This is a genomic window from Sphingobium fuliginis, assembly GCF_015074805.1.
Lineage (GTDB): Bacteria > Pseudomonadota > Alphaproteobacteria > Sphingomonadales > Sphingomonadaceae > Sphingobium > Sphingobium fuliginis.
The window spans coordinates 224,329-237,219 of record NZ_CP060036.1; the positions used below are offsets into that span (position 1 = coordinate 224,329).

Below are 12,891 nucleotides of genomic sequence, written 5' to 3' on the forward strand. Positions count from 1 at the left end.
ATCTCAACGAACCTTCGATCGATTCCCAGCCTGTTTACACCTTGACGACGCTCGCCACCGTGCGCCACACCAGCAACTGTGCAGACCCCTTCGATGATGTTGAGCCTGTTGCAGGCATTTTATTGGTTCGATGAAGGCCTGCAGGCCAACATCACCGCGCGTGGATGGGAGAAACGGACCCGCGCGCAGTCGTTGGCGTTGGCGAACATCGCCGCCGGCGTGCATCGTTCATCGCAGCTGGCGCGCAATCTGGGTGTGTCCCGCCAAGCGATGAGCCAGATGATCCAGCAGCTCGAAGGCATGGGATTGATAAACGTCTCCGCCGATCCGTCCGATGGGCGCGCGCAGATCATCACTTTCACCGAAGACTCGACCGCCCGGCAAGACGCCGCGCTGGACGTCATGGAGGCGCTGGAGAAGGCGTTGGGAGAACGTTTGGGGGCTGAACTCGTCACGGCGTTGCGTGAGGCGCTCAGCAAGGATTGGGGTGCGCCGCCAGTCTTCGATACGAAACGAGAAGAGGACGCAGCCTTCTGATTCGGCAATCTTCGTCGAGTCGCCGATAGTGGATCAGTCTCTTCATACATGTTGTTTTTGCGCCACATTGCAGGGATGGCGTGATCGCGAACCGACCGAAAGCCCTAATTTTTCCAGCATCAACCGCATAATGACAAGTTACTTGACAATGTCGTGAGCTCGACGAATTATTTGCGTGTCGAGCGGCGACCTCGCTGCTTGTCTTCGATGCAGTTGTTGAGCGGTCCGTACGGGGGGGTCGCCAAGCCGGGTGCAAGATGGGAGAGGGTTTTCGACCCTTCCTGACGCGCTGCCCCGGGACACGACGCAATCGATATCCGGAGGCACCCGAGGGTTATCGAGGGGAATTCAGTTGAAGCAGGTATTTGTCATGACAACAGTGAGCTGGCTCGCGCTTGCGTCCGCACCGGCGTTGGCCCAAGCCGATCCGGTCCCGACCGGCTCCGTCGAAACACCCGCCAAAGCCGCCGACGGCGGCCTTGGCGAGATCGTAGTAACCGCGCAAAAGCGTGCCGAAAACCTGCAGAGAGTGCCCATTGCGGTGATCGCTAAAACAGAGGAGCAGCTTACCGGTGCCGGTGTCGTCAGCACCCAGCAGCTTGGCACCATTGCACCGGGGCTGAATGTTCGCACCACGGTCGGCGCTTACCAGCCCTACATCCGCGGCATCGGCACCTCGTCGAGCGTGGTGGAAAACCCGGTCGCCCTTTATATCGACGGTGTCTACCTGCCCCAGCAGCGCGAAGGTGTTCGCGACCTCAACGACATTGCGCAAGTCGCGGTGTTGAAGGGTCCGCAGGGAACCCTGTTCGGCCGTAATTCCACCGGCGGCGTGATCCAGATCACCACCAAGGAACCGTCAGACACGTTCGGCACCGATATCCGGCTGCGCTATCAGAACTACGAAACTGTGCATGCCGATGCCTATCTGACGGGCCCAATTGCCGAAGGCATCAAATTCAGCGCCTCGGCCGCATACACCACGCAGGGGCAGGGCTGGGGGACCAACTTTTCGACTGGCAACGATACGTACAAGCTTGACCACCAATTCGACGCGCGCGCCAAGCTGCTGATCGAGCCAGGCCCGAACACCAGCTTTTTGCTGATCGGCGACTATATGGACCGGGCCCAGCACGCCTTTGCGCTGCAACCCTATCCTGGCACTACGCTGTCGGTACAGGGCAGGACAACGCCAAGCGGTCAGCTGTTGTCCTTCGGCCCGGTCAATACCGTGTACGACACCTATTCGGGGCTCGATCCTTCGCTCAGCTACAAAGGCGGCGGTGTCAGCCTGACGGCGACGCAGAATTTCGATTTCGCCAAGCTGATCTCGATCTCGTCCTATCGCGACGGCAACGGCACCTACAACTTCGACACCGCGAGCGTGTCGCCGGTGGTGCTGTCGAGCCAGGCCTACGACCAGCCAAGCACGTCGTATTCGCAGGAACTGCAGCTGGTTTCGAACTCCAGCGGACCGCTGAAGTGGGCAACCGGCGCGTTCTATTTCCACTATTCGAACGCCAACCTCGACAGCCTGCGGGTGCGCGTCTCACCGATCACATCGCCGGGCGTATCGCTGTCGCAGGGTAAGGAAGTGACCGAATCGATTGCGCCGTTCGCGCAGGTCGACTGGGAGATTTTCCCGAATACCACGCTGACGGGCGGTCTGCGCTACACCTGGGAAAAGCGCAGCCTTACCGGATCGATCAACCGGTCTACTTCGCTGACCAATCCGGTCTTCGGGCCGGCGACGACGCCGCGTTCACAATCGACTGAAAAGCTGACCTACCGCATCGCGCTTAGCCAGCAATTCACCCCGCGAATCTTGGGTTACGCGTCATTCAACACCGGCTTCAAGAGCGGTGGTTATAACATCAATTCGCCGACGACCGACGGCTACCTGCCGGAAACGCTCAATGCCTACGAAGTCGGTGTCAAGTCGGAACTGTTCGACCGCTCGATGCGCTTCAACGTGGCGGGTTTCTACTATGACTACAAGAATATCCAGGTCACTCAGCTCTTCCCTGGCGGTTCGATCGTCACCAACGGGGCTCAAGCGGAAGTCTACGGCGTCGACGTGGACGCGTCGGTCAAGGTCGCGACCGGGCTTGAGCTCACAGGGGCAATGGAATGGCTCCACGCGAAATTCACTGATTATAAGAACGCGCCGTACAACACCTATTTCGTTAATCCCGGCACGATCGTAGGCAACAACAATGCCGTGATCGGAACCGGCGACGCGACCGGCAACCGCCTGCCGCTTTCTCAGAAGTTCACTGCGTCGGGCTCGCTCGATTACGACTTCGAAACTTCGATTGGCGCGATGCACTTCAACTTAACCGGTAACTACAACGGCGCTTACTTCTTCGAAGCCGACAATTATCTGCGCCAGCCGGCCTATGTCCTGCTGAACTCATCCTTGCGCTGGACGTCGCCGGACGACAAACTTAGCTTCACGGTGTTTGGCCGTAATCTGTTAGACAAGAAGGTCATCACCTATGCCGCGACGGTCAACGGCCTGGGTTATCCCGTGGGCTACGGATCCGAACCGCGAGTCTATGGCGTGACGCTGGGCTATAAATATTAGCTGATTTCCGTTCCGCATATTGGCTTATGGGGTATGGCGCTGGCAGGTGCCGCCGCTTGCGACACCTGCTCACGAAGGGCCTACTTTCAGGCGACCCGGTTTGGCGGAGCTTCGCCACGCAGGAACGCTTCGATATTGCGCGTTGCCTGAAACCCCATAGCCGTGCGGGCTTCGATCGTCGCGCTGCCCATGTGCGGCAGGAAGACGGAACGTTCTGATCGCAGAAGACGCGGATTGACCGTGGGCTCGCGTTCATAGACATCCAGCGCGGCCGCGCCGATCACGCCCTCTTCCAGCGCATGCGCCAAAGCCGCCTCATCGACCACGGGACCGCGCGCGGTGTTCACCAATATGCTGTGCGGCTTCATGACGCTGAGGATATTCGCATCGATAAGGTGATGCGTCGCCTGCCCACCTGGGACATGTAGCGAGAGAACATCCGAACTTGCGGCCAATTCGGCCAGGGTATCCACGCGCTCGGCGACCAGCCGCCCGGGGTTGTCGGCCACAAATGGCCTACGGCTATAATAGCGCACATTCATGCCGAGCGCCTGTGCTTTCAGGCCGAAGCACTGTGCGATCCGTCCGAATCCGACGAGGCCCAGCGTTCGTCCGGCAAGCCCCATCCCCATCATGTGCGTCGGGCGCCACCCTGCCCACTGGCCCGAACGCAGCTCGCGCTCGCCTTCTCCTCCGCGCCGCGCGGCGGTGAGCATGAGCAGCAGGGCGAGTTCCGCTGTCGCTTCGGTCAGAGCGTCGGGCGTGTTCGTTACCATGATGCCGAGCGCCTGTGCCGCCGCCAAGTCGATATGGTCGACGCCCGTGCCGAAATTGGCGATAAGTTTGACCGTTCGCTCCGCCATTGCGAGAAGCTCGGCATCGAACCGATCCGTAATCGTTGCGAGAATAATATCGTGATTGCACATGGCGGCTTCCAGCTCCGCTCGATTCAGGCCGCTGTCATCAGGGCTTAGGCGCGCTCCAAGCTGCTTGCGCAGATAATCCTCGACTGCGTCCGGCAGCCGCTGTGTCACCAATATGCGTGATCGTAAGCTTGGGAAAGCCATGCGTTGTCCTGTTCTTCGACTTGGATGGATGGTTCAGGGCCTTGAGATTTCGCCCCGTAACCAGTTAACGAATGCGTTGACTTGTGGGTTGGTCGCTTCTTTGGGCGTGACAATGTAATACGGCATTGCAATTTCTAGGGAGCACGGGAGTGGCGCGATCAACCGGCCAGCGGCAAGATCGTCCTCCACGAACTTTCTGGCGGCGATACCGATGCCAAGGCCTTGCATGGCCGCGTCGGATACCGCGTCGAGCGAATCGAAATATGTGCAGGTCTTGCCAAAGCAGGCATCCAGACCCACGCTGCGACCCCACTTCACCCAGAAATTCTCCAGATCAGGATGCCCCGTCGGACATAGCAAGTTGTACTGCGCGACATCCTGGGGATGAACCGGCGGAGGATGGCCGTTGACAAGAGCGGGGTGACACACGGGCAAAACTTCCATAGCGCCGAACTCGAAGGACTCCGTGGCCGGGCTCGGGTTGGGGCCACCTTCTATGGCAACATCGACATCGTTCTTGGCGAAATCCACGAACGCGACGCTATTGGTCGTCAGCGTGATTTGAAAACTGAAATCCTTCAGCATCAACAGACGCCTGTTCAGCCAACGCGCCGGAAATCTTTGAAGCACCCGCAGGCGAATGGGTGCTGCATAACTGTGGGATGTCACTTGTTCCACCGAGGACCGGAATATATCGAGGGCTTTGCTGACCGATCCCAGAAATACCTTCGCATGTTTAGTGAGTGCGATGCGGTTGTCTCTTCTCAGGAACAACTGTATTCCCAGATATGCTTCCAGATTTGCGATGTGCTTACCTACAGCGCCACGCGATATGTATAGTTCGTCGGCTGCCTTTGCAAAGCTCTGGTGCCGGGCAACACTTTCAAACACCCGCAAGGTATTGAGAGGCGGCAGGGACGAGGACCCTCTATCAACCGGAGATACCGTCTCTTGCGACGGACGCCTTCGATAACCATCGTCAGGCACCGCTTTTGAACGCCAAACGGGCTCTTCTGGCGGCGGACACGCGTCCGACCCCGTTATGTGGTGTCGCGGAGCGCGCTGCGTATGGAGATTGTCGAGCGTAGGTCATGCGAATATCCTTTGGCGCAGGCTCCAGATCCCATCTCGCAGACAAGTCCGTGCCTGCCGCCACACAAGAACCACTCCAGCAATATATTGTCAATAAAATTGTCAAAAAGTCCGCCTAGCCGTACTTGGTGGCGGGACTATTCAATAGATCAATATCTCATATAAGTATCAATATACTTCTATATAATCAGATCATCCGTAGAAAAATAGCCTTGTGGAGCGTGTTTACCATGTAAAATCCCTCAGGCCTATTCAAGTTTATGTGTTGTTGTGATTTACGTCATGGCGCTGTTGATCAAATACTAAGAGGATATTGTCGGGAGGAAACGCGTTTCGCTTACAGCGGATTATTTCAGGCTTATCACATTGATTGTGACGAAATTGACATTGTCAGCGCGCTGCTTGCTGTGCAGCTCCACTCTGTCAGCCGGTGGATATCGCCCGGCCATCTTCGCGGAGATGAAATGCCCAAACTGATCTTATCTCAGCCGAGCGCCGACATGGACATGATGGCCGCTTTCGTCAAGGCTGGGTGGAGCGACGTGATGCTCGATCTTGAGCATTCGCTGCACGGCGAAGCGGATGTCAAACGGGCGCTGGTCGCCGTTGAGCACGCTGGCGGTACTTTGCATGTCAAGATGGCGGACCGGGATCCTGACGCATGCGGCCGTCTATTCTTTCAGGGCGTGCGCAGTTTCATCATCCCGCAGGTCGAAGATGCGGCCACGATCAACGCTGTCCATGACGAGTTGACCCGGTACGATTTCCTCGACACCGCTGAGATCCAGCTCAGCGCGCTCGTCGAAAGCGGCGCGGCGGTAGAACGAATCCCGGACATATGTGCGGTCCAGGGTCTGACCGCGGTGCATGTGGGCTTGATCGACCTCGCGCTCGACCTTGGATTCGAATATCGCGGCCGGGCGCATTTCGAAACGCTAGGACCACGGCTTGCCCCGCACTTGCTGGATGCGCTCGACACGATCCGCGCTTGCGGGAAGGCGGCGGGTTGCGCGCTGTTGCCCGGCTGGTTTGCCACTTTCCCTCTCGAACGGCTCGATCAGGTCACCGTCCCGCTCGGCGACCTTCTCGGGTTTGCCCATGCAGCAGCAGTCAAAGGACGATTCACCCAATGATCCACCTAGCAGCATTCCTCTTCACTCCGAGTGGCATGTACGATGGCTGGCGGCATTCGGCGGCCCAAGCGTCAGCCGACATGGATTTCGATCTGATAGTCGACGTCACCCGCGCGGCTGAGCGCGGCAAGTTCGATGCGATTTTCTTCGCCGACACCGTAGCGATGGTCGGGAACGCCAATCCCGAAACAATGGCGACCGGCCAGTCGCGCCAGGCGCGGCTTTGCTACCTGGAACCTGCGTCGCTGATCACCGCGCTGGCACCGATGACCAGCAACATCGGCCTGATCGCCACGATGACGACAACCTACAATGAGCCATATCATGTGGCGCGCCGAATGGCGTCGATCGACCACATCAGCAAAGGACGGGCCGGGTGGAACCTTGTCACCTCGCAGATCGAAGAAGAAGCGTGGAACTTCGGCCTCGAACAGCATGTCGCGCATGCGGACCGCTATGAACGCGCGGCCGAATTCAGCGAGGTCGTGAAGGGGCTTTGGGACAGCTGGGAAGAAGACGCCCACGTCCGTGACAAAGCCACCGGACAGGTGTTCGACCCCCAAAAGGTGCATATCCTGGGTCATAAGGGGCCGCACTTCTCGGTTCGCGGTCCGCTGAATGTCGCGCGCCCGCCACAAGGCCATCCGATCATTGCGCAGGCAGGCTCGTCCGAGCCGGGCAAGGAACTGGCCGCACGCACCGCGGATCTCGTCTTCACTGCCCAGCGCACGGTCGAAGAAAGTCGCACTTTCTATCAGGATCTGAAAGGAAGAATGGCGATGTACGGGCGTGATGAATCGTCGCTCCACATCATGCCCGGCGTCGTGCCGATCGCAGCCGAGACCGACGAAGAAGCCCAAGCGATACTGGACGAGATCGAAAGCTTCATGACCGTCGAACAGGCGATCAAGGCGATCCAACGCCATGCGGGCGACCTCGACCTAACCAAATTCGATCCGGAAGGCCCGCTGCCGCCGTTGCCCCCGGTCAATACCGCGCGTGGCCGCCAGCAAGTTCTGATCGACATGGCAGAACGCGACAACCTCAATCTCGGGCAAGTCGCGCGCCGCTTTGCGGCGTCGGCCGGGCACCGCATTCTGGTCGGCTCACCCAAGACTATCGCCGATAGTTTCGAGGCCTGGCACATGGCCGGCGCCGCCGACGGGTTCGTGCTGATCTTTCCGTTCTTTCCGACGCCGGTTTACAACTTCGTCGATCTGGTTGTTCCGGAATTGCAGAGGCGCGGGCTGTTTCGGAAGGAATACGAAAGCGCGATCCTTCGCGAAAACCTGGGTTTCGAGCGGCCCGCCAACAGATTTCACCGCCAGTCCGAGCCGGCCCCGGTAGCCCTCTGATCACGGCACCAGCCGGCCGATCGCACAGCAAAGATTTGCAGGGAATATAAATGGCCACGTCCCAGCGTCAAATGAAGATCGGCATTTCGATGCGCAACTACGGCTACAACGGTGGCGCGTGGCGGCATCCCGATATTCCGGCCGGGTCGGGCATGGATTACGGATATTACAAGTCCATAGCCCGAACGGCCGAGCGCGGCATGCTGGACATGCTGTTTCTCGCCGATTCAGTGTCGATGCCGCTGGGCAGCCAGGGACGCGATCCCTCCACGCTGCGGTTCGAACCCCTGACATTGCTCTCCGCACTGTCGAGCGACACGCGACATATCGGACTGGTCGCAACGGTTTCGACGACATTCCAGGCGCCGTTCCACATTGCCCGCATGTTCGCCTCCCTCGACCACCTCAGTGGCGGACGGGCAGGGTGGAACGTGGTTACTTCGCACCGCGAGGACGAACAACAGAACTTCGGCGGCGATCCGATCCTGCCCAAGGATCAGCGCTATGACCGCGCAGAAGAAGCCGTTTCCGTGGTCAGGAAGCTGTGGAGCAGTTGGGACGCGGATGCGCTTGTGCGCGACAAGGCCAGCGGCCTTTACTACGATCCTGCAAAAGTCGGCCGGATCAACCACGCCGGTCCGTATTTCAGCTCTGCCGGCCCGCTGAATGTTCCGCGGCCGCCGCAGGGTCACCCGTTGATCATCCAGGCCGGAGCGTCCGAGCGCGGACAGGACCTCGCCGCGCAGACCGCCGATGTGGTCTATGCCGCGGCGACCGAACTGGCCTGCGGCAAGGCGTTCTATCATTCGCTCAAAAGCAGGATGCCGCGCTTCGGTCGCCACGCTGACGATCTGAAGATCATGCCCGGCATCCTTCCGGTTGTCGGCAGTACAATGGCCGAAGCCGAAGCCAAGTACCGGCAGATGCAGGATCTGATCGACCCGGCGATGGGTGTCGCGCGGCTGACCAATACCTTCGGCGACGTGTCCGCCTTCGATCTAGACGCACCCTTCCCGGCTGAACTCGAACGTCGCGGGGACAACTCCAGCCGGATCGCATTGATGGTCAACCTGGCAAGGGAGCGTGGGTTTACCCTGCGTCAGCTTTATCAGCATGCTCTGATCGCCAGCAACCATCACGTTGTCGTCGGAACGCCTGCCATGATCGTTGACGTCATGGAGCATTGGTTTGCCGAAGATGCAGCCGACGGATTCAACATCGTGCCCGCCTTCACACCGCTGACGCTGGGGGATTTCGTCGATCTGGTCCGGCCAGAACTGCTTCGCCGCGGCCTGGTGCGCGACCGTTACCGCGGCGCGACCTTGCGCGAAAACATGGACCTGTCCCCGATCCAGGAGTTTGCTGAATGACGACCGCTACCCTGCCGACCACCGCTGTCGACGGAGCGACCGTCGAGACCTCTCCTCCCAAGCCGCTCAAGGTTGTCGTAGCCTCCTGCATCGGCAGTGCGTTTGAAATCTACGACTTCACGCTTTTCGCATTTTTCGCAGTCGTCCTGGCACCTGCGTTCTTCCCGGCTATGGCCGCGGAATCGAGCCTGCTGCTAACCGCCGCCACCTTTGGCATCGCTGCCTTCGTTCGGCCGCTCGGGGCTTTGTTCTTCGGCCTTTACGGCGACCGTATCGGGCGCAAGCCGGTGCTCATCATCACGCTGTCCATGATGGCGATCGGCAGCGTCATGATCGGACTGACCCCGAAATATGAAACGATCGGCATATGGGCACCGATCATCGTGGCGTTCGCCCGTATCATGCAGGGTTTCTCGGCGGGCGGAGAGCAGACCGGAGCGGCGACTTTCATCGCCGAGCATGTTCCGCCCGAAAAGCGTGGTTTCTATCTCGGTTTCCTTGGTTCGGCGGGTCTGGGAGCCTCGATGTTCAGCGCCGGGATCGGACTGCTGCTCAGCACTTTTCTTGGTGAGGCCGTCGTCTCTGACTGGGGTTGGCGCATACCATTCCTTCTTGGCGGCCTGGTGGCGCCGGTCGGGTTCTACATTCGCCGCAAGCTGCCCGAGAGCGAAGCCTTTGTCCGCGCGGCCGAGGAGATCAAGGATCACAAGGCTGCGCGCCCACCATTGCCGTACCGCCGGATGCTAATGCTGGCCAGCATCTTCATTCCCGCGACAGTCACCAACTATCTCGGCATGGTGTTCATGCCGACTTACCTCAAGAGCCAGGTTGGTGTCAGTCTCGACAATGCCTTCAAGGGGGTCATGGTCGGTTCCGCGCTGGTGATCGTCCTGATGCCGACCGTTGGCGCCCTTTCCGACAGGTTCGGACGGCGGACGCCCCTGCGCCTCGGCAACCTGCTGCTGCTGCTCGGCGCCTATCCGCTATACCTTGCGGTGCAGGGCGCACCGTCGGCCGGGCGGATCATCATGATCCAATGCCTTTTCGGCATATTGATGTCGCTGGTGAGCGCGCCCTTGCCGACCTATTCGTCGGAACAGTTCCCTACCTCGCGTCGCGCACTCGGCATGGCCCTGTCGATGATCATTCCGATCTCGCTGTTCGGGGTCTGTTCACCGATCATAGTGACCTGGCTGATCATCGTCACCGGAACGCCCTTGGCGCCGGCGTTCTATCTGATGGCGGCCGCCCTGCTAGGCTTGGTGATCCTGCAGTTCCTGCCGGAAACCAGCCCTGCCTACCTCCGCCGTCGCGGTGCCGCGCGGGCGGGACTCCAATAATCAAAGCAAGCGTTTCGCGTGATGCCGCGTCATCGCGCTGGGAGAGAACACAACGTCATCTGTAACTCATCGACCATAAGTTAAACCAACTATTGGGGGTGTATCGTGAGCAAGAATCGTTTTCTTTCGACCGCCGGACTGATCGGCGGCCTGTTGAGTGCTGCTCCGGCTCTCGCGCAAGCCGACACTGCGAGGACCGATAGTGCGCCGGACGACGCGGGGCTGGGCGAGATCACCGTTACCGCGCAGAAGCGTGCCCAGAATATCCAGCAGGTTCCGATCGCGATCCTGGCCGCCACCGGCGAACAGCTCAAGGCATCGGGCATAACCGATTCAAGCAACCTCAACACCCTGGCGCCGGGTCTGAACATCCGCACGACCGTGGGTTCGTTCCAACCGTACATTCGCGGCGTCGGCACCGCTTCGAGCGTTGTCGAAAACCCAGTCGCGTTGTTCATCGACGGGGTTTACTACCCGCAACAGAAAGAAGGCGTTCGGGAGTTCAACGATATTGAGCAGATCGCGGTGCTCAAGGGGCCGCAGGGCACATTGTTCGGCCGCAATTCCACGGCGGGAGTGATCCAGATCACCACCCGCGCGCCCGGGCGGACCTGGGGCGGTGACGTCAACCTGAGCTATGCCAATTACGAGACAGTACACGGCGATGTCTACCTGACAGGACCGCTCAGCAACACGGTGGCATTCAGCCTGTCGGGCGCCTACACCCATCAGGGCAAGGGTTGGGGCCGTAACATCGTCACCGGAAACGACACGGGCAAGCTCGACCATCAGGTGGGCGGCCGCGCCAAGCTGCTGTGGCAACCCGATGGCGACACCGACATAACGCTGATCGGCGATTACACCGATCGTTTCCAGCATGCGAACGCCTATCAGGCCTATCCGGGGACGACGTTCAACTACGTCGGTAAGCGTTATCCCGACGGATCGCTGGTGACGCTGCCGGTCCACACATCGGTTTACGACACCGCGTCAAGCTTCGATTCCACACTGGGCTTTCACGGCGGAGGGATCAGCCTGACGGCCGAACGGAATTTCGGTGTCATCAAGCTGACGTCGATCTCATCTTGGCGTAAGGGCGTCGGCTCCTATTTCTTCGATCCATCGGGCGTCGCCCCTTCGCTGTCGCGCAATGACGGTCCCGATCAAAAGACGGAAGATTTTACGCAGGAACTGCAGTTCGTGACCCAGGGCAACGGCCCCGTCACGCTCGCTGGCGGCGTATACTATTTCTGGTATTCGTCCGCGACCAACAACGTCGACCGTGCGCGCTACTTCCCCTATCCGGCGACGAGTGCCGCCGTCTTGGTGAGCCAGTCGCTCACCTCAGGCCGCGAAGTCACGGAAAGCCTCGCTCCGTTCCTGCAGGGGGACTGGAAGATCACGCCCGGCACCACGCTGACGCTGGGCGCTCGCTACACGGTCGAAAAGCGCACCCTGACCGGTTCGGTGCGGACACTTCAGCCGGTCACGACTGCCCCGCCGACGATCGCGCGTCAGGCCCCGCTGGATGCATCAAAGGTGACGTACCGCGCCGCGCTAAATCAGGAAATCACCGACGATGTTTCCGCCTACGCCTCGTTCAACACGGGGTTCAAGAGCGGCGGTTTCAACATCGTCAGCCCCACCGCGAAAGGCTATCTGCCGGAAACGCTGACGGCCTACGAAGTAGGGCTGAAGACGCGCCTGTTCGATCGCCGCCTCCGCCTCAATATTGCCGCCTTCCACTACGACTATTCGAACATCCAGGTGACCCAGTTCTCGCCGCCCCCTGTCCTGTCGCAGCTGGTCAGCAACGCTGCGAAGGCCAAGATCAACGGTCTCGATGTCGACTTCGAGGCGCGCTTGACATCGGCCCTGCGGATCAGCGGCGGTTTCGAAATCCTCGACGCGAAGTTTTCCAACTATCCCGGCGCGCCGTTTAACAACAGCGGCGACTTCACCGGAAAGGTGACATCGGTCGGCCCCGTGATTCTGCCCGACGGAACGCTCAAGAACGCCAGGGGCAACCGGCTGCCACTGTCGCAGAAGCTGAGCGCCAATCTGGGCGCTGATTACCATGTCGGCACCAGTTCAGGCGACTACGACTTCAATGTCACCGCCAACTACAACGGCGATTATTATTTCGAAGCCGACAACTTCCTGCGGCAGAAGGCGTACACGATTGTCAATGCCCAAGCCAAATACACGACGCCGGACAAAAGGTTCGACGTATCGGTATGGGGCAAGAACCTCGCCGACGCGCACGTCATCACGCTGGTCAGCAGCTCAGGCGGGATCGGATACCCGGCCTCGTACGGAATGGCTCCGCGTACATACGGTGTGTCGGTCGGATATCACTATTGAGGCATCCTTTGCGCCGCGTCAGGCTATTAATTCCCGACGCGGCGCA

At 59.8% G+C, this 12,891-nt stretch carries 9 protein-coding genes and 1 pseudogene; 7 read left to right on the plus strand and 3 right to left on the minus strand.

Annotated features, from left to right (window positions below):
• The first annotated feature begins 93 nt into the window (after positions 1–93).
• Both H5V43_RS17345 and H5V43_RS17350 read left to right on the plus strand, forming a co-directional pair.
• Positions 94–537 (plus strand): MarR family winged helix-turn-helix transcriptional regulator, encoded by a 444-nt coding sequence (locus H5V43_RS17345; protein ID WP_025550649.1) that lies wholly within the window; start codon positions 94–96, stop codon positions 535–537.
• Between the two features lie 352 nt (positions 538–889).
• Complete coding sequence (locus H5V43_RS17350; RefSeq protein WP_157846872.1) at positions 890–3,124, plus strand: TonB-dependent receptor; 2,235 nt, start codon at positions 890–892, stop codon at positions 3,122–3,124.
• An 86-nt stretch (positions 3,125–3,210) separates the two neighbouring features.
• Here H5V43_RS17350 and H5V43_RS17355 read toward each other — a convergent pair whose 3' ends face one another.
• The 3 genes and pseudogenes from H5V43_RS17355 to H5V43_RS23945 all read right to left on the minus strand — a co-directional run.
• A complete protein-coding gene (locus H5V43_RS17355; RefSeq protein ID WP_306303102.1) occupies positions 3,211–4,158 on the minus strand; it encodes a 2-hydroxyacid dehydrogenase in 948 nt (315 codons plus the stop codon).
• Between the two features lie 66 nt (positions 4,159–4,224).
• Positions 4,225–4,776 carry a LysR substrate-binding domain-containing protein gene (locus H5V43_RS23690; protein WP_025550643.1) on the minus strand — a complete coding sequence of 184 codons (552 nt, stop codon included), beginning with the start codon at positions 4,774–4,776 and terminating at the stop codon, positions 4,225–4,227.
• A 204-nt stretch (positions 4,777–4,980) separates the two neighbouring features.
• Positions 4,981–5,178: pseudogene (locus H5V43_RS23945) on the minus strand (LysR family transcriptional regulator); the annotation flags it as partial.
• Positions 5,179–5,747: 569 nt separating this feature from the next.
• Between H5V43_RS23945 and H5V43_RS17365 the strand changes: the two are divergent.
• From H5V43_RS17365 to H5V43_RS17385, 5 genes are all read left to right on the plus strand, one after another.
• Positions 5,748–6,416 (plus strand): aldolase/citrate lyase family protein, encoded by a 669-nt coding sequence (locus H5V43_RS17365; protein ID WP_193666860.1) that lies wholly within the window; start codon positions 5,748–5,750, stop codon positions 6,414–6,416.
• Positions 6,417–6,451: 35 nt separating this feature from the next.
• Entirely contained in the window at positions 6,452–7,771 is a 1,320-nt protein-coding gene (locus tag H5V43_RS17370) for an LLM class flavin-dependent oxidoreductase (protein WP_025546742.1), read from the plus strand.
• Between the two features lie 50 nt (positions 7,772–7,821).
• On the plus strand, positions 7,822–9,141 hold the full coding sequence (locus tag H5V43_RS17375; RefSeq protein ID WP_025546743.1) for an LLM class flavin-dependent oxidoreductase: 1,320 nt from the start codon (positions 7,822–7,824) through the stop codon (positions 9,139–9,141).
• Positions 9,138–10,481: an MFS transporter gene (locus H5V43_RS17380; protein WP_193666861.1), complete on the plus strand. Its 1,344-nt coding sequence runs from the start codon at positions 9,138–9,140 to the stop codon at positions 10,479–10,481. Before H5V43_RS17375 ends, H5V43_RS17380 begins: the two co-directional genes overlap by 4 nt.
• A 105-nt stretch (positions 10,482–10,586) precedes the next feature.
• Positions 10,587–12,845, plus strand: a complete 2,259-nt coding sequence (locus tag H5V43_RS17385; protein ID WP_193666862.1) for a TonB-dependent receptor — start codon at positions 10,587–10,589, stop codon at positions 12,843–12,845.
• Positions 12,846–12,891: the final 46 nt, after the last annotated feature.

Bases quoted from the DNA above. Each gene is read 5' to 3' on its own strand.
- H5V43_RS17370 (WP_025546742.1), top strand. From the start codon at position 6,452: ATGTACGATGGCTGGCGGCATTCGGCGGCCCAAGCGTCAGCCGACATG.
- H5V43_RS23690 (WP_025550643.1), bottom strand. From the start codon at position 4,776: ATGCTGAAGGATTTCAGTTTTCAAATCACGCTGACGACCAATAGCGTC.
- H5V43_RS17365 (WP_193666860.1), top strand. From the start codon at position 5,748: ATGCCCAAACTGATCTTATCTCAGCCGAGCGCCGACATGGACATGATG.
- H5V43_RS17375 (WP_025546743.1), top strand. From the start codon at position 7,822: ATGGCCACGTCCCAGCGTCAAATGAAGATCGGCATTTCGATGCGCAAC.
- H5V43_RS17380 (WP_193666861.1), top strand. From the start codon at position 9,138: ATGACGACCGCTACCCTGCCGACCACCGCTGTCGACGGAGCGACCGTC.
- H5V43_RS17345 (WP_025550649.1), top strand. From the start codon at position 94: ATGATGTTGAGCCTGTTGCAGGCATTTTATTGGTTCGATGAAGGCCTG.